The sequence below is a fragment of the Limnohabitans sp. T6-5 genome (genome assembly GCF_003063315.1).
GTDB lineage: Bacteria > Pseudomonadota > Gammaproteobacteria > Burkholderiales > Burkholderiaceae_C > Limnohabitans_A.
The window spans coordinates 866,476-887,618 of sequence record NZ_NERV01000002.1; the positions used below are offsets into that span (position 1 = coordinate 866,476).

20 protein-coding genes and 1 tRNA gene are annotated in these 21,143 nt (G+C 55.8%); 12 read left to right on the top strand and 9 right to left on the bottom strand.

Annotation, left to right across the window (positions count from 1 at the left end; translation table 11 throughout):
• Positions 1 to 29: 29 nt before the first annotated feature.
• Positions 30 to 2,927: a valine--tRNA ligase gene (locus B9Z51_RS09850; RefSeq protein WP_108374097.1), complete on the top strand. Its 2,898-nt coding sequence runs from the start codon at positions 30 to 32 to the stop codon at positions 2,925 to 2,927.
• Positions 2,928 to 2,955: 28 nt separating this feature from the next.
• On the top strand, positions 2,956 to 3,840 hold the full coding sequence (gene galU, locus B9Z51_RS09855; protein ID WP_108374099.1) for a UTP--glucose-1-phosphate uridylyltransferase GalU: 885 nt from the start codon (positions 2,956 to 2,958) through the stop codon (positions 3,838 to 3,840).
• Positions 3,841 to 3,981: 141 nt separating this feature from the next.
• Here the strand turns inward: galU and B9Z51_RS09860 are convergent, their stop codons facing one another.
• From B9Z51_RS09860 to cysM, 3 genes are read right to left on the bottom strand one after another with little or no spacing between them, the layout of a single operon-like run.
• Positions 3,982 to 4,209 carry a sulfurtransferase TusA family protein gene (locus B9Z51_RS09860; RefSeq protein WP_199227501.1) on the bottom strand — a complete coding sequence of 76 codons (228 nt, stop codon included), beginning with the start codon at positions 4,207 to 4,209 and terminating at the stop codon, positions 3,982 to 3,984.
• Entirely contained in the window at positions 4,209 to 4,766 is a 558-nt protein-coding gene (locus B9Z51_RS09865; protein WP_108374103.1) for an NUDIX domain-containing protein, read from the bottom strand. The genes B9Z51_RS09860 and B9Z51_RS09865 overlap by 1 nt, the downstream gene beginning before the upstream one ends.
• Before the next feature lie 14 nt (positions 4,767 to 4,780).
• Positions 4,781 to 5,683, bottom strand: coding sequence for a cysteine synthase CysM (gene cysM, locus B9Z51_RS09870; RefSeq protein WP_108374105.1), 903 nt, complete (start codon positions 5,681 to 5,683; stop codon positions 4,781 to 4,783).
• Between the two features lie 113 nt (positions 5,684 to 5,796).
• On the opposite strand from cysM, the gene B9Z51_RS09875 reads away from it, so the two are divergent.
• On the top strand, positions 5,797 to 6,564 hold the full coding sequence (locus B9Z51_RS09875) for a Crp/Fnr family transcriptional regulator (protein ID WP_233254898.1): 768 nt from the start codon (positions 5,797 to 5,799) through the stop codon (positions 6,562 to 6,564).
• A 368-nt stretch (positions 6,565 to 6,932) separates the two neighbouring features.
• On the opposite strand, the gene hrcA is transcribed toward B9Z51_RS09875, so the two are convergent.
• Complete coding sequence (gene hrcA / locus B9Z51_RS09880; RefSeq protein WP_108374109.1) at positions 6,933 to 7,937, bottom strand: heat-inducible transcriptional repressor HrcA; 1,005 nt, start codon at positions 7,935 to 7,937, stop codon at positions 6,933 to 6,935.
• 29 nt (positions 7,938 to 7,966) lie between these two features.
• On the opposite strand from hrcA, the gene B9Z51_RS09885 reads away from it, so the two are divergent.
• Genes B9Z51_RS09885 through rapZ form a run of 3 tightly spaced genes read left to right on the top strand, consistent with a single transcriptional unit; the run spans position 7,967 to position 11,411 of the window.
• On the top strand, positions 7,967 to 8,860 hold the full coding sequence (locus tag B9Z51_RS09885) for an NAD kinase (RefSeq protein WP_108374111.1): 894 nt from the start codon (positions 7,967 to 7,969) through the stop codon (positions 8,858 to 8,860).
• A gap of 5 nt (positions 8,861 to 8,865) precedes the next feature.
• Positions 8,866 to 10,551, top strand: a complete 1,686-nt coding sequence (gene recN, locus B9Z51_RS09890; RefSeq protein ID WP_108374113.1) for a DNA repair protein RecN — start codon at positions 8,866 to 8,868, stop codon at positions 10,549 to 10,551.
• A gap of 2 nt (positions 10,552 to 10,553) precedes the next feature.
• On the top strand, positions 10,554 to 11,411 hold the full coding sequence (gene rapZ, locus B9Z51_RS09895) for an RNase adapter RapZ (RefSeq protein WP_108374115.1): 858 nt from the start codon (positions 10,554 to 10,556) through the stop codon (positions 11,409 to 11,411).
• A gap of 89 nt (positions 11,412 to 11,500) precedes the next feature.
• On the opposite strand, the gene mutY is transcribed toward rapZ, so the two are convergent.
• Both mutY and mutM read right to left on the bottom strand, forming a co-directional pair.
• Positions 11,501 to 12,541 (bottom strand): A/G-specific adenine glycosylase, encoded by a 1,041-nt coding sequence (gene mutY / locus B9Z51_RS09900; protein ID WP_108374117.1) that lies wholly within the window; start codon positions 12,539 to 12,541, stop codon positions 11,501 to 11,503.
• Positions 12,526 to 13,341: a bifunctional DNA-formamidopyrimidine glycosylase/DNA-(apurinic or apyrimidinic site) lyase gene (mutM, locus tag B9Z51_RS09905; protein ID WP_108374119.1), complete on the bottom strand. Its 816-nt coding sequence runs from the start codon at positions 13,339 to 13,341 to the stop codon at positions 12,526 to 12,528. The genes mutY and mutM overlap by 16 nt, the downstream gene beginning before the upstream one ends.
• On the opposite strand from mutM, the gene B9Z51_RS09910 reads away from it, so the two are divergent.
• The 6 genes from B9Z51_RS09910 to B9Z51_RS09935 all read left to right on the top strand — a co-directional run bounded on the left by B9Z51_RS09910 (position 13,253) and on the right by B9Z51_RS09935 (position 18,383).
• Positions 13,253 to 15,139: a lipopolysaccharide assembly protein LapB gene (locus B9Z51_RS09910; RefSeq protein WP_233254899.1), complete on the top strand. Its 1,887-nt coding sequence runs from the start codon at positions 13,253 to 13,255 to the stop codon at positions 15,137 to 15,139. The genes mutM and B9Z51_RS09910 overlap by 89 nt on opposite strands.
• On the top strand, positions 15,136 to 15,633 hold the full coding sequence (locus B9Z51_RS09915; RefSeq protein WP_108374123.1) for a lipoprotein insertase outer membrane protein LolB: 498 nt from the start codon (positions 15,136 to 15,138) through the stop codon (positions 15,631 to 15,633). Before B9Z51_RS09910 ends, B9Z51_RS09915 begins: the two co-directional genes overlap by 4 nt.
• Before the next feature lie 48 nt (positions 15,634 to 15,681).
• Positions 15,682 to 16,533 (top strand): 4-(cytidine 5'-diphospho)-2-C-methyl-D-erythritol kinase, encoded by an 852-nt coding sequence (gene ispE / locus B9Z51_RS09920; RefSeq protein ID WP_108374125.1) that lies wholly within the window; start codon positions 15,682 to 15,684, stop codon positions 16,531 to 16,533.
• Positions 16,534 to 16,560: 27 nt separating this feature from the next.
• Positions 16,561 to 16,637, top strand: a tRNA-Gln gene (locus B9Z51_RS09925).
• A gap of 41 nt (positions 16,638 to 16,678) precedes the next feature.
• Complete coding sequence (locus B9Z51_RS09930) at positions 16,679 to 17,656, top strand: ribose-phosphate pyrophosphokinase (protein ID WP_369958930.1); 978 nt, start codon at positions 16,679 to 16,681, stop codon at positions 17,654 to 17,656.
• 100 nt (positions 17,657 to 17,756) lie between these two features.
• Entirely contained in the window at positions 17,757 to 18,383 is a 627-nt protein-coding gene (locus B9Z51_RS09935) for a 50S ribosomal protein L25/general stress protein Ctc (protein WP_108374127.1), read from the top strand.
• A 107-nt stretch (positions 18,384 to 18,490) separates the two neighbouring features.
• Here B9Z51_RS09935 and B9Z51_RS09940 read toward each other — a convergent pair whose 3' ends face one another.
• From B9Z51_RS09940 to B9Z51_RS09950, 3 genes are read right to left on the bottom strand one after another with little or no spacing between them, the layout of a single operon-like run.
• A complete protein-coding gene (locus B9Z51_RS09940; protein WP_108374129.1) occupies positions 18,491 to 19,084 on the bottom strand; it encodes an SCO family protein in 594 nt (197 codons plus the stop codon).
• A gap of 6 nt (positions 19,085 to 19,090) precedes the next feature.
• Positions 19,091 to 19,981 carry a heme o synthase gene (gene cyoE / locus B9Z51_RS09945; RefSeq protein ID WP_108374131.1) on the bottom strand — a complete coding sequence of 297 codons (891 nt, stop codon included), beginning with the start codon at positions 19,979 to 19,981 and terminating at the stop codon, positions 19,091 to 19,093.
• A complete protein-coding gene (locus tag B9Z51_RS09950; protein WP_108374133.1) occupies positions 19,978 to 21,141 on the bottom strand; it encodes a heme A synthase in 1,164 nt (387 codons plus the stop codon). Before B9Z51_RS09950 ends, cyoE begins: the two co-directional genes overlap by 4 nt.
• Positions 21,142 to 21,143: the final 2 nt, after the last annotated feature.

The following is a 21,143-nucleotide window of genomic DNA, read 5'->3' on the forward strand; positions in this document are numbered from 1 at the left end:
CCGTTTCTTTTTATTCAAAGACTGCCGCCATGAGCAACGCCCCCGCTACCCCCATCGAACAACCCGGTTTGAACAGCCTGTCCAAATCGTTCGAGCCCGCCGCCCTGGAAGCCCATTGGGGCCCCGAGTGGGAAAAGCGCGGTTACGGCGTGGCCGGTTTCCGTGGCACCCAAGCCGCCAAAGACGGCGCACCCGCATTTGCCATCCAGCTGCCCCCGCCCAACGTGACGGGCACCCTGCACATGGGCCACGCGTTCAACCAGACCATCATGGACTCGTTGACCCGCTACCACCGCATGCTGGGCCACAACACCGCCTGGATTCCGGGCACCGACCACGCGGGCATCGCTACGCAAATCGTGGTGGAGCGCCAACTGCAAGCCAAAGGCATCAGCCGCCACGACATGGGGCCCACACCTGCCGAAGCCCGCAAGAACTTTGTGGCCAAGGTTTGGGAGTGGAAAGAAGAGTCCGGCAGCACCATCACCAGCCAGATGCGCCGCATGGGCGACAGCGTGGACTGGAGCCGCGAATACTTCACGATGGACCCCAAGCTGTCCAAGACCGTGACCGAAACCTTTGTGCAGCTCTACGAACAGGGTCTGATTTACCGTGGCAAGCGCCTGGTCAACTGGGACCCGGTGCTGATGAGCGCGGTGTCGGACCTCGAAGTCGAGAGCGAAGAAGAAGACGGCTCGATGTGGCACATCCGCTACGACCTGGCCGATGGCAGTGGCAGCCTCACGGTGGCCACCACCCGGCCTGAGACCCTGCTGGGCGACGTGGCCGTGATGGTGCACCCCGAGGACGAGCGTTACAGTGCCCTCATCGGCAAGCAAGTGAACCTGCCTTTGTGCGGCCGCACCATCCCGGTGATTGCGGACGACTACGTGGACCAAGCCTTCGGCACCGGCGTGGTCAAGGTCACGCCGGCACACGACACCAATGACTACCAAGTCGGCCAGCGCCACAAGCTGGAGATGATCTGCGTGCTGAACCTGGACGCGACCATCAACAGCAATGCCCCCGAAAAATACCGAGGCCTGGACCGCTTTGTGGCCCGCAAAGCCGTGGTGGCGGATCTGGAAGCCGCAGGTGCATTGGTCGAAGTCAAAAAACACAAGCTGATGGTGCCCCGCTGCGCCCGCACCGGCCAGGTGATCGAGCCCATGCTGACCGACCAGTGGTTTGTAGCCATGAACCAGGTCGGCAAAGGCGACGCAACCGGCAAGAGCATCGCCCAAAAAGCCATCGACGCGGTGCAGTCTGGTGAAGTGAGTTTTGTGCCCGAGAACTGGGTCAACACCTACAACCAGTGGATGAAAAACATCCAGGACTGGTGCATCTCGCGCCAGCTGTGGTGGGGCCACCAGATCCCGGCGTGGTACGACGAAGACGGCAATGTGTACGTGGCACGCAACGAGGCGGAAGCGCAGGCCAAGGCTCCTGGCAAGACGCTCAAGCGCGACGAAGACGTGCTGGACACTTGGTACTCGTCGGCGCTGGTGCCTTTCAGCACCATGGGCTGGCCTGAGAAGACGCCTGACTACGACCTGTACCTGCCTTCCTCCGTGCTGGTGACCGGCTACGACATCATCTTCTTCTGGGTCGCCCGGATGATCATGATGACCACGCACTTCACCGGCAAAGTGCCGTTCAAACACGTCTACATCCACGGCCTGGTGCTCGACGCCCAAGGCAAGAAGATGAGCAAGTCCGAAGGCAACGTGCTCGACCCCGTCGACCTGATCGACGGCATCACGCTCGAACCCCTGCTGGACAAACGCACCCAAGGCCTGCGCAAGCCCGAAACCGCCCCCAAGGTGCGCAAGCAAACCGAAAAAGAGTTCCCCGAAGGCATTCCGGCTTACGGTGCCGACGCGCTGCGCTTCACGTTTGCGGCGCTGGCCAGCCTGGGCCGCAGCATCAACTTCGACTCCAAACGCTGCGAGGGCTATCGCAACTTCTGCAACAAGCTGTGGAACGCCACCCGCTTTGTGCTGATGAACTGCGAAGGCCAGGACTGCGGCCTGAAAGAGCACACCAAAGCCGAGTGCGAAGTGGGCGGCCCCGTGCATGGCTACCTGGCTTTCAGCCAAGCCGACCGCTGGATCAGCTCGCAGCTGCAACGCGTCGAGGCCGACGTGGCCAAGGGCTTTGCCGAGTACCGCCTGGACAACGTCGCCAACACGATCTATGACTTCGTGTGGAACGAGTTCTGCGACTGGTACCTCGAAATTGCCAAGGTGCAGATCAACACCGGCAATGACGCGCAAAAACGCGCCACACGCCGCACCCTGATTCGGACGTTAGAGGTCATCATGCGCCTGGCGCACCCGATCATTCCGTTCATCACCGAAGAGCTCTGGCAAAAAGTCTCGGTGGTCGCAGGTCGCCCGGGCGAATCGGTCAGCATCGCGGCCTACCCCGTGAGCCAACCCGAGCGCATTGATGCGCAAGCCGAAGCCCATGTGGCCAAGCTCAAGACCCTGGTGGATGCCTGCCGCAACCTGCGCGGCGAGATGAACGTCTCGCCAGCCACCCGCATGCCCATGTATGTGCTGGGCGACACCGCCTTCATGCAAAGCGTGGCGCCGGTGTTGCAATCGCTGGCCAAGCTCAGTGAAGTCAAGGTTTTTGACACCGAAGCCGAGTGGGCGGCTGCTGCACAAGCCGCGCCCGTGGCCGTGGTCGGCGAAGCGCGCCTGTGCCTGTTCATGGAAGTGGACGTGGCTGCTGAAAAAGCCCGCTTGACCAAAGAGGCCACCCGCCTGGAAAGTGAAATCGCAAAAGCCACCGGCAAGCTGAGCAATGAAGCTTTTGTGGCCAAAGCCCCGCCCGCTGTGATTGAGCAAGAGAAAAAACGTGTGGCCGACTTCACTGCCACGGTGGAAAAAATCCGTCAACAATTGCAACGTTTGGACTGAACAGTTTTCCCGTCATCAAGGAACCGCCATGAGCAATCAAGTTATCCGCAAAGCTGTTTTCCCCGTGGCCGGACTCGGCACCCGCTTTTTGCCCGCCACCAAAGCCGCGCCTAAAGAGATGCTGCCCGTGGTGGACAAACCGCTGATCCAGTACGCGGTGGAAGAGGCCTACAGCGCAGGCGTGCGGCACATGATTTTTGTCACGGGTCGCAGCAAACGCGCCATCGAAGACCACTTTGACACGGCCTACGAACTCGAAAGCGAACTCGAAGCCGCGCACAAGGACGAATTGCTCGCCTTGGTGCGCTCGGTGCAGCCCGACGACATGGTGTGCGCCTATGTGCGCCAAAACCGCATGCTGGGCTTGGGGCACGCGGTGCTCTGCGCCGAGCCGCTGGTAGGAAATGAGCCATTTGCCGTGCTGCTGGCTGACGACTTGATGGTGAGCCAAACGGGAAGTCCCTCGATACTGGGCCAGATGGTCAGCGCCTACCAGCAACAAGGACGCTCCATCCTGGCTGTACAGGAAGTGCCACTCGACCAAGTCAAACGCTACGGCATCGTGGCGGGTGAATCAGCCGGTCGTCAGCTGATCCGCGTCGAGCAGATCGTCGAAAAACCCAGTCCCGATAAAGCACCTTCACGCATGGGCGTGGCGGGTCGATACATCCTGACACCAGGCATCTTCAACGAAATCCGCAACCAGCCCACGGGTGTGGGCGGCGAGATCCAGCTCACCGACGCGATTGCCCGCCTGATGCAGCGCGAGGCGGTGTACGCCTTCCAGTACGAAGGCAAGCGCTACGACTGCGGCAGCAAGGAAGGTTTTCTGGAAGCGACCGTGGAATTGGCCTTGCAACACCCGCAAGTGGGCGCTGCGTTTCGTGATTATCTGAAGGGTTTGAGCCTCTGATCAAACCTTGCGGCCACTTTGCCGCACGTGTCTGACTCTTCGAGTGCCGACCTGCGACAGGTCCGGGCGCTTCAATTGCGGACTGACGAAGGCTCAGATTTTTGCAGGTCGCAGGTCGAAGACCCCGACAATGACTTGCAATCAGCGCCGCTTGAGGCCGAACACAAAGTTGGTTTCGGTCTTTTCCTGCATGACCAGTTCATTGCCCGTCTGCCGGGCAAAGGCTTCAAAGTCACGCCAGGCACCGGGGTCAGTGGCGATGACCTTGAGCACCTGACCGCTTGTCATGTCATTCAGGGCCTTTTTGGCTTTCAGGATGGGCAGCGGGCAATTCAGGCCGCTGGTGTCAATTTCTTTGTCAATCTGCATCATGTTTCCTGATTCGACTCTTGGCTTTGTGCCTCTCGGTCAGCCCAGCTCATGAAGGTCGGCTCAACCCCGATGCTGCGCAACCAGTCCCCCAAGGCATAGCCCGTTCCTGCAGGCCAGCAAATCAGGTCCTGAACATCAAACATCTTGTATTCGGCCAATTCAGGGGACAGGCGAACATCGCCCTCGGCCACGGCGTGGTAAGCGATGATGACCTGATTCATGCGCTGAAAGTCGTACACCCCAATCAGCTTGAGGGCCGACACCTTCAGGTTAGTTTCTTCGGCAATCTCGCGCGTAATGCCCTCTTCGGGCGATTCGCCGGCCTCCATGAAGCCTGTGATCAGGGCAAAGCGACGCCCTGGCCAGGCGGCATTGCGGGCCAGCAAAATCTGATCGCCCACCTGCACGATGCCCGCCAACACGGGGGTGGGGTTGTTCCAATGCGTGAAATCGCAGGCCGTGCAGCGCAGACGCAAAGTCTCGCCGCCGTCCTCCATTTGAGAGAGCCAGGCCAATGGGGTGGCGCACTTCGGACAAAAACGGAATTCAGCCATGGAGCATCCTGGGTTCAGGCGGGAAACACGCCTGTGGACAAATAGCGATCACCGCGATCGCAAACAATGAACACGATGGTCGCGTTTTGTGCCGTTTTTGCAATCTCCTGCGCGACCCAGCAGGCACCTGCGGCGGAAATTCCACCAAAAATACCTTCTGTGCGCGCCAGCTGTCGGCACGTCTCTTCGGCGTCGCTTTGGCTCACATACACCAGCTCATCCACCCCAGCGGGGTCATAAATTTTGGGCAAATATTCTTGTGGCCACTTGCGAATGCCCGGAATGCGTGAGCCTTCGCTGGGCTGGGCGCCGATGATGCGGATGGCGGGATTTTTTTCCTTGAGAAAGCGCGACACGCCGGTGATGGTGCCGGTGGTGCCCATGGCGCTCACAAAATGCGTGATGCGCCCGCCGGTCTGCTCCCAGATCTCGGGGCCAGTGGTCTCGTAGTGGATGCGTGGGTTGTCCGCATTGGCAAATTGATCCAGGATGCGCCCCTTGCCTTGCACCGCCATGTTGTCGGCCAGATCACGGGCATATTCCATGCCACCGCTCTTGGGGGTGAGGATCAACTCGGCGCCAAACGCCTTCATGGTCTGGGCACGCTCAATGGACAAGTCCTCGGGCATGATCAAAATCATGCGGTAGCCCTTGATGGCCGCAGCCATGGCCAGGGCAATGCCGGTGTTGCCCGAAGTGGCCTCAATCAGCGTATCGCCCGGCTTGATTTCGCCGCGTTCTTCTGCACGCCGAATCATGGACAAGGCCGGTCGGTCCTTCACCGACCCCGCGGGGTTATTGCCTTCGAGCTTGCCCAAAATCACGTTGCCTCGGACTGCCAGATCAGCCGCCCCCATTCGCTGCAAAGCCACCAAAGGGGTTTTGCCAATCGCATCTTCAATGGTTGGATAAATCATGCCCGTACTGTGCCATAAGTCTCAAAAGTCTCTGACTGACTAAAGCGATCACGATCTAATCCACCACTGGGTTTTCGTTAATTCTGACTATGTGCGATATCAAACAGACAAACATGTGGCAGATGTCTATATTGAAACAGGCCCTTCCATGCTCAGATTTATTAGTGCAAACACCTAAAAACAACAAACTGTTAGCCCAATTGCCTCCACCAGACTACGAGAGACTGGTGCCTTGTCTGGAACTGAGATCTCTGAGCGCAGGGCAAGAACTCTTTGACATGGGAGAAAACATCCAGCATGTTTATTTTCCAACCAATTGCATCGTCTCATTAACCATTGCATTGGCCGATGGATACACCGCCGACACTGCGATGATTGGCAAAGATGGCATGGTCGGGATCGGCGTTTTGGGGAATCCGCGAAGTTTTAACCGTGCCTACGTTCGATGCTCCGGTTTTGCCTATCGGCTCAGCGTTAATGAGCTCAACCTGGAATTCATGCGGACAGAAAGCCTGATGCGCATCTTGTTGAGTGCAGCCAGAGAGCAAATCATGCAAATGGCCCAAAGTTCCGTTTGCGCCAGATATCACAGCATTGAGCAGCAAGTCGTCAAATGGCTGCTGACCACGCTGGACAAAATCGATGGTGACTCAATCACCATCACACAAGGCGAAATCGCACGGATGTTGGGGGTACGTAGAGAATCTGTGTCCATGGTGATGGGCAAACTCATTGCTTTCTGTGCCATCGCCTGCACACGAGGAAAACTCAAGGTCGTAGACAAAGCACGCTTGCTGAGCATGTCGTGTGAATGCTACGAAACCATCCGGCGCAATCAGACCGTTTTCAGCAAACTGGCCATTGATTCCATGCCCGCATGAACCAGAAGCAAAAAGAGGTCGCCATAGCGACCTCTTTTTCCATCCTCAATGGTAGGGCGTCACGGACTTGAACCGTGGACCAAAGGATTCTGGTTTGTGTAGCTTTCACTACTCCCTGGACTATGCCTTCACCTTGGCTTTCGCTTTAGGTGGGCGCCGTCTAGTCTCTACACCTTCAACAAGCGTTTCCACTTGAAGCTTGGCTCGGCATTGGCTTATGCATCACTGCACTTAGCTTTCACCGAATTTGACGCCATTCACACGAAGAGTTTCCTACCTCGGTGCACAATTTTCATGAGTCCTCTGCTCTAACCAACTGAGCTAACGCCCCAACCGAAGTCGAGATTGTAGTGGCCTTGGAGCTTGTTTTATTTGGACTGGCTCAAAGCATTGCTAACCAGGCGTGAGGTGATGTTGACGATCTGGATCATCCGGTCATAGGGCATGCGGGTGGGGCCAATAACACCCAAGGTGCCCACCACCTGACCATCCACTTCGTAGGGTGAGCTGACGACGGACAGCTCTTGCAGGGGAACAATCTGGCTTTCGCCACCAATGTAGATGCGCACGCCTTCGGCTTGGCTGGACACATCCAGCAAACGCATGAGCTGGGTTTTTTGCTCAAAGAGCTCAAAAGCACGCCGCAAATGACCCATGTCACTGGAGAAATCACTGACTGACAACAAGTTACGCTCGCCCGAAATGACCACTTCCTTATGGTCTTCAGTCAAGGCCTCTGTGCTGACTTGAACCGCCGCCTGCATCAAGGCGGCAATTTCGCCCTGCAAACTGACCAGCTCTTGCTGCACACGATTTCGCACTTGTTCAATGGCCATACCGGCGTAATGGGTGTTCAAATAGTTGGAGGTTTCGATCAGCTGACTTTGCGAATAGTCAGTTTCCGTGAACAGTATGCGGTTTTGCACATCTCCCTCGGGCGAGACGATGATCACCAGAAATCGTCGCTCGGACAATCGTAAAAATTCAATGTGCCGAAACACCGATGCCCGTTTGGGCGCCATGACCACCCCCACAAACTGCGACAGGCTGGACAATAAATTGGCCGCGCTTGCAATGACTTTTTGTGGTTGGTCGGGCGTCAGGGCGGGGGCTTGCAAGCGTTCACGCTGAACCGTCAGCATGGTGTCCACAAACAGTCTGTAGCCGCGTGTAGTGGGGATGCGCCCCGCAGAAGTGTGGGGGCTGGCGATCAGGCCCAGCTCCTCCAGATCGGCCATGACGTTGCGGATGGTCGCTGGCGACAAATCCAATCCTGATGCTTTTGAGAGCGTGCGAGACCCCACCGGTTGGCCGTCCGCAATGTAGCGTTCCACCAGGGCCTTGAGCAATAACTTGGCGCGATCATCGAGCATTGGTTCATTTTAATGATGTAATTTGCGACATGAGATCCAAATTCCGTCACGTTGCGCTTTTTGGCAAATACCACGCCACCGTCACCGGGGGTGCTCTGGAGAGTTCGCGCCAGGTTTTGGACGATGTCGCCCAATTTTTGATCCGGCAAGGCTGCGAAGTCGTGCTGGACAAAGAAACAGCGCTGCACACTGGTTTGAGCCACTACCCAACGCTGGACATGCCCGCCATTGGCGCTCAATGCGATTTGGGCTTGGTCATCGGTGGCGATGGCACCATGCTGGGCATCGGGCGGCAAATGGCACGGTACAGTTTGCCGCTGATTGGCATCAACCAAGGCCGCTTGGGCTTCATCACTGACATCCCGATTCAGACCTATCAGGACATTTTGCAGCCCATGTTGCAAGGTCGGCATCAGACCGAAGACCGCAGCTTGCTGCACGCAGAGGTCATGCGAGATCAACACTGTGTGTTCAGTGCTCTGGCCATGAACGATGTGGTCGTCAACCGGGGCGGCACCTCGGGCATGCTGGAGCTGCGGGTCAGTGTCGACGGCCGTTTTGTTTCCAATCAACGGGCCGACGGTTTGATCATTGCCACGCCGACAGGTTCCACGGCCTACTCCTTGTCTGCGGGCGGCCCCTTGATGCACCCGTCGATTGGCGGCTGGGTCATGGCGCCCATTGCGCCACATACCTTGTCCAATCGGCCCATCGTGTTGCCTGAATCCTCCGAAATCAACATCGAAATCGTGTCAGGTCGCTACGCCAGCGCAAATTTCGACATGCAATCACTGGCGGACTTGATGATCGGTGACCAGATCAAGGTTCGCCGCTCAGAGCACACGGTGCGGTTTTTGCATCCCGAAGGATGGAATTATTTCGACACCTTGCGTAAAAAAATGCATTGGAATGAAGGAGCCTGACTGCTGTGGCACTGACGCACATCACCCTGCGCGATTTTGTGATCGTGCACGAGCTGGAACTGGATTTGAGCAGTGGTTTCAGCGTCTTGACAGGCGAAACGGGGGCTGGCAAATCCATCCTGATCGATGCCCTTCAATTGGCACTGGGCGCCCGAGCAGAATCCAGCGTGGTGCGCGAAGGTGCTAGCCGATGCGAAGTTTGCGCTGAATTCGAAACACCTGCCGCCGTGCAAATCTGGCTGCAAGAAGCAGGTTTTGAGGCCGACTTCACTTTGCTTTTGCGGCGCACTGTGGATGCATCAGGCAAAAGCCGGGCCTGGATCAACGGAAGCCCAGCCACCGCGACGCAACTGCGGGAGCTGGGGGAGCACCTGCTGGACATCCATGGCCAGCATGCCTGGCAAAGCCTGACCCGTCCTGATGCAGTACGGGGCTTGTTGGACGCTTATGCAGGAACAGACATCCGACCCCTGAAAGCCGCATGGCAAACTTGGCGACTGACCCAGCAAACGCTGACTGATGCACAAAAAGCGCAAAGCACGCTGACCCATGAGCGCGAACGCCTGGCTTGGCAAATCGGGGAGCTCGAAAAACTCAATCCAGCCAAAGGCGAGTGGGAGGAGCTGAGTACCCAACACAGCCGACTGGCCAATGCGCAAGCCCTGATGGATGGCGCTAACCAGGCAGCCATCTGGCTGGAAGGTGAAGAAGAAGGTGGCGCGCTGAGCGAATTGTCACGGGCCATTCAGTGCTTGCAATCCCTCGGCCATGTGGAGCCTGAATTCAATGCGTTCGCCGATGTGCTCATGTCGGCCCAAGCCCAGGCAGAAGACGTGGCACACAGCCTACACAGCTATTTGCGCAAAACCGATCTGGACCCACAAAGCTTGGCCCAGCTCGACGATCGCATGGGCATGTGGTTGTCACTGGCACGCCGCTACAAAAGAACACCCGAAGACTTGCCTGTGACGCTGTCTGCATGGCGAGATGAACTGGCCAAGCTGGACGCGGCTGTCGACCTGGACAGCCTGCAAAAGGCCGAGCAAGCAGCGCACAAAATCTGTATTCAATTAGCACAACAAGTCTCCAGGCAACGCAAAAATGCAGCTGCCCCTCTGGCCAAAGCGGTCAGCGCAGCCATGCAACAACTGGGCATGCAAGGGGGTCGCTTTGAAGTCAGCCTGCAAACACTCGAAACGCTAGCACAGCACGGTTTGGAAGAAGTCAGTTTCCTGGTGGCGGGCCACGAGGGCAGCACGCCCCGGACCGTGGGCAAAGTCGCTTCGGGCGGCGAGCTGTCTCGCATCGCGCTGGCAATTGCCGTGACGACCAGCGAATTGGGAGAAGCCGGAACGCTGATTTTTGACGAGGTGGACTCTGGCGTGGGAGGTGCGGTTGCAGAGACCGTCGGACGTCTGATGAAACAACTGGGCCAGCACCGCCAGGTTTTGGCTGTGACCCACTTGCCGCAGGTGGCTGCCTGTGCCGATCACCATCTGCTGGTCAGCAAGGCTGCTGTCAATGGCCAGATCAGCAGTCAGGTGCGCAACGTGGTCAACGAAGAACGTGTGAACGAAATAGCCCGCATGCTCGGCGGAGAAAAGCGCTCTGCAACAACCCTGGCCCATGCCCGGGAAATGCTCGGCCAACCCGAAACCGCAGCCCCAAGCAGCAAAACCCCATCCAAGTAACCATGGACATCATTTTGATCACCGGCATGTCCGGCTCTGGCAAATCGGTCGCACTGCACGCGCTTGAAGACGCTGGCTACTACTGTGTCGACAACCTGCCGCCCGAACTGCTGATTTCTTTCGTCAAACTCGAAGAACAGCAAAAGGAGCAACGCCTGGCCATCGCCATTGATGTGCGCAGTGCCAATTCGCTGCACATGATGCCCGAGCAAATGGGCCTTTTGCGCAATATGGGCATGACCGTGAAATCGGTTTTTCTGGACGCAACCTCTGACACCTTGCAGCGGCGCTATTCAGAGACCCGGCGCAAACACCCATTGTCAGGGGGAGACAAACCCCAAAACGACAAAGCGCTATTTGAAACCATTGAATTTGAACGCGAATTGCTGGCCAATTTGCGAGATATGGCACACGTCATCGACACCAGTTTGCTGCGTTCGGCGCAACTGCAAACCTATATCAAGACACTGGTGACTGCTCCCCTGGCCCAATTGACGCTGGTGTTCGAATCCTTTGCCTTCAAGAGGGGCATTCCCACCGATGCAGACTACGTTTTTGACGTTCGCATGCTGCCCAATCCCCATTACGAGAGTGCCTTGAAACCCCTGACGGGACAAGATCCACCGGTGCAAGACTACCTTCGCCAATCGGAAGAGTTTGTGCAAATGCAGTTGCAAATCGAAGGCTTCTTGAAACATTGGATTCCTGCGATCGAGCGGGATCACCGGAGTTATGTCACCGTTGCCATCGGTTGTACCGGCGGGCAACACCGCTCTGTGTTCATGGTGGAACAACTGGCCAAAAACTTTGGGGCGCGTTGGCTCACACTCAAACGGCATCGGGAGCTGGATGCGCGCTGACAACGCGCCCTGTGGGCAACTGTCACTGCTTGGCGCAAGAACCCGTTGCTCACGCATTACCCATTCTGGGAAAAAAGGGAACCAGTAATTCAGCGACTGGACAACAAAGTGCGTATGGGCGCAGGCAAACCCAATTCTGGCCAATCGGTCGCGTCAATCCACTGTCCGTCACCCAATGGGGCAGGCACTGAACCACTCAATCGCACCGGATGTAAATGCAAATCCCGATGCGTTAGCACATGCTTCCAGGGCTCAACGTACTGTGCGTCTTGTCCGTGCGGCCAAGCGGCCAACAATTGGGCTTCTGAATCAAACACCGGCAAACTGAACAAACCTGCCCATATGCCGTTTTGTGGCCGCTTTTGCAACCACACCTGGCCCAATGAGTTTTCGGCCCACAAGAGCCAAAGCGTCGCACTGCTGCGTTTGAGTTTGCGAGTTTTGACCGGGTACGCGAGGGGTTCTCCTTGCGCCCGAGCCTTGCACATCTGATGAACTGGACACGTAGCGCATTGCGTTTTGCGCGGCAAACACAATGTGGCCCCCAGATCCATCAAGGCTTGGGTGTAACGGGGCATATCGGCCGCTTGCTTGGGCAACAATTTTTCAGCCCAATGCCAGAGTTGACGCTCATGCCTGGAGACGGCCAAATCATCGGCAAAACCCAAAACACGGGTCAGAACCCTTTTGACGTTGCCATCCAGAATGGCCACACGCTCCTGAAAACAAAACGCCGCAATCGCTGCGGCCGTAGAACGACCGATACCCGGCAAAGTTTCCAAGTCCTGGGCCTGCCGTGGAAACTCGCCGCCAAATCGGCTCATGACCTCCTGTGCACAGCGGTGCATATTGCGGGCACGGCTGTAGTAACCCAGACCACTCCACAAAGCCAGCACATCGTCTTGCTCGGCCGCAGCCAGCGCGGCCACATCCGGGAATCGGCTCAAGAACCGCGCAAAGTAATCGAGCACGGTGCTGACTTGGGTTTGTTGCAGCATGATCTCGGACAGCCAGACCCGGTAAGGATCTTGCGTGTTTTGCCAAGGCAGGCTTTGCCGCCCATGCAGGCGTTGCCAACGCACCATGTGATCGGCAAAATCTGCAGGAAATGGGGTCACGGTTTCTGACATGTTGGGCAGTAAAAAGTGGTACGCTGACCTTGCAGCATGGATCGAATGGGTGTGTGACACATGCGGCAGGGCTCTCCCGCGCGACCGTAAACCGCTGCCTCCAGCTGAAAATAACCGGTGCGGCCTTCGGCATTCACAAAGTCTTTCAAGGAGCTGCCGCCTTGCTGCACGGCACGGGTCAGCACTTGAATGATGGCCGCATGCAATTTGGCCACGCGGGGCCGGGACAAGCGTGAAGCCCGGGCGGTCGGGCGAATGCCTGCCATGAACAGTGATTCGGATGCATAGATGTTGCCGACCCCCACCACTTCATGACCCGCCAGCAAGACCTGCTTGATGGCTGCGTGGCGTTTCTTGAGCGCTTGGCCAAACTCAGCAACATCAAAACCGCCGTCGAGGGGCTCAACACCCAAATGTCCCAACAGTTTCTGAGCTTGAGGCGACACCTCCGAAGGTGCCCAGACCACCGCACCAAATCGGCGGGGGTCGTGCAAACGCAAAACACCCTGAGTGGTCACCAAATCCATGTGGTCATGGGGACCTGCCACAGGCTGGCTTGGCGAAAAATTTAAACTGCCTGACATGCCCAAGTGCAACAGCAACAAGCCTTCGTCCAAGTCCAGCAAAAGGTATTTGCCCCGGCGCCTGACTGCAAGCACTTGCCGTCCGACCAAGCTTTGAGCGGAGATGCTCAAAGGCCAGCGCAAGGGCTTGCCCAAGCGCAAATCCAGGATCGTAGATGAAACGATGCGGTCGACAAAGCTGCGACGAGTGACTTCAACTTCAGGGAGCTCGGGCATGTTTTTTCCAGATCAAGAGGCGGATATCCGCCTCTCGTGCGCATGTCAAAAGAGTGACTGGATTATGATCGTCTGCATGAAATTCTGGTATCAACTTGCTGTCTTGTCCTCTTGCATCACTGGTGCTTTGGCCCAATCTGCCGCGCCTCAAGCGGACAAACTGCCAGAGCGCTCAGCGTTGGACGCGGTTTTGTTTTATCAGGTGTTGCTCGGCGAGTTGAATGTCCGGGAAGGCTCTGCGGGCAGCGGGTTTTCCATCATGCTGGATGCAGCGCGTAAAACACGCGACCCGGCACTTTTTCAACGGGCAGTAGACATTGCCCTGCAAGCTCGATCCGGAGAGGCCGCATTACAAGCTGCACAAACCTGGAAAAAAGAACTGTCTCAAGCGACGGAGCCCAATCGCTACATTCTGCAAATTTTGCTGGCACTCAACCGAATAGAAGAAGCAGGTCATGCCCTAGCTGTGTCAATCAATGAATTGCCATTGGCTGAGCAAGCACCAGCCATTGCGTCAGTACCCGGCGTCTTTGGGCGTGTACAGGACAAATCCTTGGCTGCGGATGTGGTGGAAAAAGCCTTGGCCAAAGCACTCAAGAGACCGGAAACCGCCGCCAGTGCCTGGACAACCATCGGGCGCATGCGTCGCGATGCCAACCAAATACCACAAGCCGTAGACGCCGCGGTCAAAGGCCATACGGCTGACCCTCATGCACAGGGCCCTTTGATCTTGTCGCTCAGCCTGATGAGCACCTCCAGCAACACACTCAAACCCTTGCTGGATGCAGCGATGAAGCAGGACACCTCCGCGCCATTGCGTCTGGGTTATGCGCGCACTTTGATCGCATTGCAGCAGACTCCTGAAGCTCTGGCACAACTGAGCCTGCTGAACACGAAATTTCCCGAATTTTTCGATGGCTGGCTGGTGCATGGTTTGCTGCTGCTTGAAAACAACCAAGCCACCGATGCCGAATCACGGCTGCAGCAATATGTTCGACTGACTGCTCAAAACAAAGACCCTGAACATCAAGCGGGCCGCACTGAAGCCTTGTTTGCGTTGTCACAAATCGCACAACGGCAAGGACACCTGGGCCGCGCCCATCAATGGCTGGCCCAAATGCCTGTCGGTGCAGATCCCATCAAACTGGCCAGTCGACAAGCCGAGTTGCTGTCCCTGGAAGGTCGGCTTGACGAAGCACGTCAAGTGTTGGCACAAATTAAAACCACCACACCTGAGCAAGCCCTGCAGAAAAGCTTGGCTCAATCGCAATGGTTGCGCGAAAACCAACAGGCCGAGCAAGCCTATTCACTCGTGAAAACCGCATTGGCTGCATCACCCAACCATGCAGAATTGCAAACGGAGTTGGCCCTTATTTGCGAAAAGCTCAAAAAATTCGATGAGATGGAAGCCCTGTTGCGGCAAATCATGAAAAGCAATCCCAAAGAACCCCATGCCTTCAATGCTCTGGGCTACTCTTTGGCTGACCGTAAGCTCAGGCTCGATGAAGCACGCATGCTCATTACCCAAGCCGCGGCACTGTCTCCACAAGATGCTTTTATCCAGGATAGCCTCGGTTGGGTTGCCTTTCGGCAAGGCAACCACGCAGAAGCCTTGGAAATTTTGCGTGCAGCCTACAAAGCGCGTCAGGATGCAGAAATTGCAGCACACCTAGGTGAAGTCCTCTGGAACATGGGACTAACACAAGAAGCCGGAGCCATCTGGCGCGAAGGTCTGCAACTGAAAGCGGGCAACGAAACCCTGCAAGAGACCATCAAACGGTTCAACTTCAAACCATGAGGTCACCGATGCTCAAGGGCCTGGCCTGGCTTGGCCTGAGCGCCTTGCTTGCCTTGTGGTTGGCGGGTTGCGCCACACACCAAATGCCTGCCCCCAGCGGCGCTTACTGGTCAGGGCGAATGGCTATACAGATTCAGTCTGATCCTGCCCAACAAATGAGTGTCAGTTTCGAGCTACAGGGATCTGCAGAGCAAGGGGACATGCTGCTGCTCAGCCCCATCGGCACGACCTTGGCTATGTTGAGCTGGACGCCACATAGCGCTTGGCTGGAGCAAAACGGGCAACGCACACACAGCGCAAACTTGCAATCCTTGAGTGAGCAACTGACTGGAACCGCACTGCCCGTCTCTGCCTTGTTTGAATGGCTGGCTGGTCGTGCGGCGAATGCGCCAGGTTGGCAAGTCGATTTGTCTGCACATCCTCAAGGTCGTGTACTGGCCCAAAGAAAAATACCTTTGCCTGAAGCCGTTTTGCGCATCGTGCTCGACCGCTGAACCTGTCACAAGCACGATACAAAAACGGTTGCTGGCGATAATCACATCATGAAATCGCTGCACGATGTACCCGCCCCAGCCAAACTGAACCTTTTTTTACACATCACTGGCCGCCGGGATGATGGATATCACTTGCTTGAATCGGTGTTCATGTTGATCGACTGGTGTGACACCTTACATTTTGAAAAACGGCCAAACGCCGTGATCAGCCGCGAAGACCTCACCGTCAAACTGCCAGCCGATGACTTGATCACACGGGCTGCTCGGCTGCTTCAACAACATACGGGTTGTACCGAAGGCGTGCACATCGCGGTTGAAAAACGAATTCCCGCCCAAGCAGGCATGGGCGGCGGCTCTTCGGATGCAGCCACTTGCCTGCTGGCACTGAATCAACTGTGGAATTTAAAACTGGATCTTCCACGACTTGAAAAATTGGGGCTTCAATTGGGTGCCGATGTGCCATTTTTTCTGCGCGGCCGGAATGCCTGGGTGGAAGGTGTGGGTGAAAAAATTACCCCCATTGAACTGCCACGCGCTGACTTCTACGTCATCAAACCCAGTGCTGGAATCGAAACTTCTCAAATTTTTGCTCACGCAAGCCTAAAACGGGACACAAATGCTGCTACAATTGCGGTCTTCGCTGCACAGACATATGACTTCGGTCACAATGATTTGCAAGCTGTCGTAGAAACATTATGTCCAGATGTCAAACATGCACTCAAAGTGCTCAATGACGCGGGATTAGACGGGAAAATGACAGGTTCTGGTAGTGCAGTATTTGCACACTGCAAACCAGGCACACAGACAGTTTTGGTCCCTGACCACTGGACAGTGCGTAGATGCAGCAATTTGGATGCTCATCCTCTTGTAGGTTGGGCAGCCAGCGACAATTATAGGTAGGCTGCTGTTTCAGCAGTCAACCCGTGTAGGGGAGTCGCCAAGTTGGTTAAGGCACCGGATTTTGATTCCGGCATGCAAAGGTTCGAATCCTTTCTCCCCTGCCAAATACGTTCATTCGTACAGGCCCCATTTTCTGATCGCTGGAATGCACATGCAGCCTGCTTCAAACACCCCCGACTTCATGCTGTTCACCGGCAATGCCAACCCTGTATTGGCTGCCGAAATTGCTCACCATCTGGGCACCCAGTTGGGTGCTGCCGATGTAGGCCGCTTCTCTGACGGTGAAGTCACCGTCGAACTCAAGCAAAACGTCCGCGCACGTGAAGTCTTCGTAGTGCAGTCGACCTGCGCCCCGACCAACGAAAACCTGATGGAACTTTTGATCATGGTTGATGCGCTCAAGCGCGCATCGGCTGGCCGCATCAGCGCTGTCATCCCTTACTTTGGCTATGCTCGCCAGGACCGTCGCCCACGCTCTTCACGTGTGCCGATCACGGCCAAGGTAGTGGCCAACATGTTGCAAGCCGTGGGCGTTGACCGCGTCCTGACCATGGACTTGCACGCCGACCAAATTCAGGGATTTTTCGACATCCCCGTCGACAACATCTACGCCTCGCCTGTTTTGCTGGGCGATCTGCGCCAGAAAAACTACGAAGACCTGATCGTCGTCTCACCTGACGTCGGCGGTGTGGTGCGTGCCCGTGCTCTGGCCAAGCAACTCGGCTGCGATCTGGCCATCATTGACAAGCGCCGCCCCAAAGCCAACGTTAGCGAAGTCATGCACGTGATCGGCGAGATCGAAGGCCGCAACTGCGTGATCATGGACGACATGATCGACACCGCAGGCACATTGGTCAAAGCGGCCGAAGTGCTCAAAGAGCGCGGTGCCAAAAAAGTTTACGCCTATTGCACACACCCGATCTTCTCGGGCCCGGCCATCGACCGCATCTCCAAAGGCGATGCCCTGGACGAAGTCGTCGTGACCAACACAATTCCGCTGACGGCACAAGCTGCCGCCTGCACTAAGATTCGCCAACTTTCTGTGGCCCCGCTCATCGCTGAAACGATGCACCGGATCGCCAACGGAGAGTCGGTGATGAGCCTGTTCTCGGATCAAATCTGATCCTGTTCGGGCCACATGCGGCCTGCCGTCCACATGGACTGGCAGGCTTTTTTGAGTCAGGGCATCACTGGTCGCGGTGAGCCCTCTGATGGAGATAGCTATGAAATTTGTCGCTTTTGAGCGTTCCAAGCAGGGTACGGGTGCGAGCCGCCGTCTGCGCAATGCCGGTCGCACACCTGGCATCGTTTACGGTTCCACATCGGCCCCTCAGCTCATTGAGCTGGACCACAATGCTTTGTGGCATGCTCTGAAGAAAGAAGCTTTCCACGCTTCGATCCTCGAGATGGAATTCAACGGTCAAAGCAGCAAAGTGCTATTGCGTGATTACCAAATGCACCCCTACAAGCAATTGGTGCAACACATTGACTTTCAACGCGTCGATGCCAACACCACTTTGCACATGAAAGTGCCATTGCACTTCAGCGGCGAAGAAGAGTCCGAAGCCGTCAAGACCGACAAGTGCTTGATCAACCACGTCGTGACAGACATCGAAGTGGCTTGCTTGCCTGCCAACTTGCCAGAATTCATTGCGGTGGATCTGAAGGGCCTGACCAAAGGCAATTCACTTCACCTGAACGACATCACTTTGCCCACTGGCTGCAAGGCGGTGACCCATGGCAAAAAGAACCCTGTTCTGGTGTCAGTGGTAGCTCCAGTTGAAGAAGTGGTGGCAGCTCCTGCTGCACCTGCTGAAGAAACCAAAGGCAAGGGTAAAGGCAAGAAATAATTTCTTGTTCTCCGAGATGACTGAAAGTTCATCTCAACCCAATGCAAAAAGCCCGCTGATGCGGGCTTTTTGCTTCTTCAAAACAAAGAGGGGCTATTGGCACACAATCATCGCGCTTTGAGCAAAATTTTTACATCTTCTGCCAGCGCTTGAGCGCCACTGCCATAACGGTTGTACAACCGGACACGACCTTGGGGATCAAAAGTGAAGCTTCCCGCTGAGTGATCCATGGTGTAACTGGTCGTTGACTTGCCTTCAATCTTTTTGTAATAAATCTTGAAGGCTTTGGTCACTTGCGGTAATTGCTGAGGGCTTGGTCGCAAAGCCACAAATCCAGGATCAAAACTGGCCATGTATTGCTGGAGCAAGTTGGCTGTATCGCGCTCCGGATCGATCGTGATGAATACGCTTTGCACGCGATCGCCATCAGGACCCAGCAAACGCTTGACTTCCACCATTTCCTGCATTGTGGTGGGACAAACATCAGGGCACTGGGTGTATCCAAAAAACACGATCACGACTTTGCCGGAAAAATCCTTCAGAGTACGCACCTGACCATTCTGATCACTGAGTTCCCATCCTTGGGCATAGTCTGCTCCAGTGATATCAACTCCATGAAACGCAGGTTTGTCTTCACCGCATGCCGTCAAGCTGACTACAGCCGCAAAAGCCAAAGCATTGAATAGTTGTCGTTTGTTCATGAGCGCTCAAAAAAGATAATGATCCACCAGCAAGGCTGCAAACAAAGCACTCAGATGGATCAATGAAAAACGAAACGTCTTACGTGCAAGTTCATCCGAATACTCATGGAAAAGCGCCACCGCATAACCAATAAAACCAATGCTGAGCACCACGGCCACACTCAGGTAAAGCCAGGAACTCATGCCGTACACGAAAGGCATCAAGCAGGCCGCCATCAAAACCACTGTGTAAAGCAAGATTTGCAGTCGTGTGAATTCATTGCCATGCGTGACCGGCAGCATGGGTAGACCGGATTTGCGGTAATCCTCCACACGGTACAAAGCCAAGGCCCAGAAGTGAGGTGGCGTCCACAGAAAAATAATCAGGAACAAGATCAGTGCTTCCGGGCCGACATCGCCGGTCATGGCCGCCCAGCCCAAAACGGGCGGCATAGCGCCGCTGGCACCACCGATGACGATGTTTTGTGGCGTGAGTGGTTTCAAAATCACTGTGTAGACAATCGCATACCCCACGAATGTGGCGAATGTCAGCCACATGGTCAGTGGATTGACCATCAGAAACAAGATGGTTGACCCTGCCGTACACAACAAAGCAGAAAAAAGCAAAGCCTGTTGATCGCTTAACTCGCCTTTAGCGGTAGGGCGCCAGGCGGTGCGCTTCATTTTGGAGTCAATGGTTTTTTCAATCAAACAGTTAAACGCCGCAGCAGCGCCAGCGACCAACCATATTCCCAGGCAAGCCCAGAAACCAACGACAAGTTCAGCCGAGCCAGGCACACCTGGCACGGCCAACACCATCCCAATCAGTGCACAAAACACAATCAGTTGAATGACACGGGGCTTTGTCAGCGCGTTGTATTGCCGCCAAGCAGAGGAAGAAGCAGTAGCAGCATTCATGCAGCAGGCCTTGAATCAAAAGATGAAGCTCCGGTCACGTGATATGCGGCCGAATGAAGAGAAGTAGTTGTGCGGCTCGTGCGCAATGCCCACGTGAGTACAACCACCATGGCCGATGCTCCACCAGTATGCGCTATCGCTGAGACCAATGGCCAATCTAAAACCACATTGCTCATCCCGGTGATCAATTGCAAGCCGACCAATATCAACAGTAATTTCGACAAACGTGACATGCCTTCAACAGCACGAAGACGCCAGCCAAGCCACAGCAACACGGTCAGGACCAGCCATGCCGCACTGCGGTGAACATAATGAATAGCCGTCAAAGCAGCAAACGGCAGCAGCTGACCGTCAGTGTCATGGCCAAGCTCACGCCAAAGCCCAAAGCCTTGTCCATCCATCACTGGCCACCAACTGCCATTGCACGAAGGGAAACCTGAACAAGCCAGCACCGCATAATTGGTACTCACCCAGCCACCCAAAGCGATCTGTAGCCATACCAAGACCCAAGCAACGATCAAGCCCCTGTGTATGTGGACTGGCAAAGTAAAACGTTCCCTATCGTCATTTTGAACCGTCTGAGCAGTTAACAAAGCCAGCAAACCGATTCCAAATAACAAGTGCAAAGTCACAATGGCCGGAAACAGTTTCATCGTCACCGTGAGCGCACCGAAAGCTCCTTGCACACACACCCACACCAAGGTGAACACCGGCCACCATGCATTGCGCGCGGTCAAGGGATGGCTGTGCTTCTGACGCCAGGTCAGCACCGTCAGACTGAGAATCAACACGCCAACCCCAGTGGCCATGTAACGATGCACCATCTCAACCCAGGCTTTGCCATGCGTCACAGGCCCAGTAGGCAATGCTGCTTGGGCGGCATGAATTTGCATTTGTGCGCCAAGAGGGGTCGCACTACCGTAACACCCCGGCCAATCTGGACAACCCAAACCTGAATCTGTAAGACGTGTAAACGCACCAAATAAAATGAGATCAAAAGTGAGGAAGAGCGTCAGCAACGTCAGTGTTTGCAAACGGCCGCTTGCAGAAGTCTGTCGATTTCGCCACATCGACCAGGTCAAAGGTACAACGGCTACAGCCAAGCCAGCGCCCATGATTTGTAATACAGGGGCCCAGTTGAACAGATTCACTTGCTCCATAT

Coding starts and splice junctions, on each gene's coding strand:
- B9Z51_RS09930 (WP_369958930.1), top strand. CDS start 16,679: ATGCACATGCAGCCTGCTTCAAACACCCCCGACTTCATGCTGTTCACC.
- galU (WP_108374099.1), top strand. CDS start 2,956: ATGAGCAATCAAGTTATCCGCAAAGCTGTTTTCCCCGTGGCCGGACTC.
- B9Z51_RS09940 (WP_108374129.1), bottom strand. CDS start 19,084: ATGAACAAACGACAACTATTCAATGCTTTGGCTTTTGCGGCTGTAGTC.
- ispE (WP_108374125.1), top strand. CDS start 15,682: ATGAAATCGCTGCACGATGTACCCGCCCCAGCCAAACTGAACCTTTTT.
- B9Z51_RS09915 (WP_108374123.1), top strand. CDS start 15,136: ATGAGGTCACCGATGCTCAAGGGCCTGGCCTGGCTTGGCCTGAGCGCC.
- B9Z51_RS09875 (WP_233254898.1), top strand. CDS start 5,797: ATGTGGCAGATGTCTATATTGAAACAGGCCCTTCCATGCTCAGATTTA.
- B9Z51_RS09885 (WP_108374111.1), top strand. CDS start 7,967: ATGAGATCCAAATTCCGTCACGTTGCGCTTTTTGGCAAATACCACGCC.
- cysM (WP_108374105.1), bottom strand. CDS start 5,683: ATGATTTATCCAACCATTGAAGATGCGATTGGCAAAACCCCTTTGGTG.
- cyoE (WP_108374131.1), bottom strand. CDS start 19,981: ATGAATGCTGCTACTGCTTCTTCCTCTGCTTGGCGGCAATACAACGCG.
- B9Z51_RS09860 (WP_199227501.1), bottom strand. CDS start 4,209: ATGCAGATTGACAAAGAAATTGACACCAGCGGCCTGAATTGCCCGCTG.
- mutY (WP_108374117.1), bottom strand. CDS start 12,541: ATGTCAGAAACCGTGACCCCATTTCCTGCAGATTTTGCCGATCACATG.
- mutM (WP_108374119.1), bottom strand. CDS start 13,341: ATGCCCGAGCTCCCTGAAGTTGAAGTCACTCGTCGCAGCTTTGTCGAC.
- B9Z51_RS09865 (WP_108374103.1), bottom strand. CDS start 4,766: ATGGCTGAATTCCGTTTTTGTCCGAAGTGCGCCACCCCATTGGCCTGG.
- B9Z51_RS09935 (WP_108374127.1), top strand. CDS start 17,757: ATGAAATTTGTCGCTTTTGAGCGTTCCAAGCAGGGTACGGGTGCGAGC.
- B9Z51_RS09850 (WP_108374097.1), top strand. CDS start 30: ATGAGCAACGCCCCCGCTACCCCCATCGAACAACCCGGTTTGAACAGC.
- hrcA (WP_108374109.1), bottom strand. CDS start 7,937: ATGCTCGATGATCGCGCCAAGTTATTGCTCAAGGCCCTGGTGGAACGC.
- B9Z51_RS09950 (WP_108374133.1), bottom strand. CDS start 21,141: ATGGAGCAAGTGAATCTGTTCAACTGGGCCCCTGTATTACAAATCATG.
- rapZ (WP_108374115.1), top strand. CDS start 10,554: ATGGACATCATTTTGATCACCGGCATGTCCGGCTCTGGCAAATCGGTC.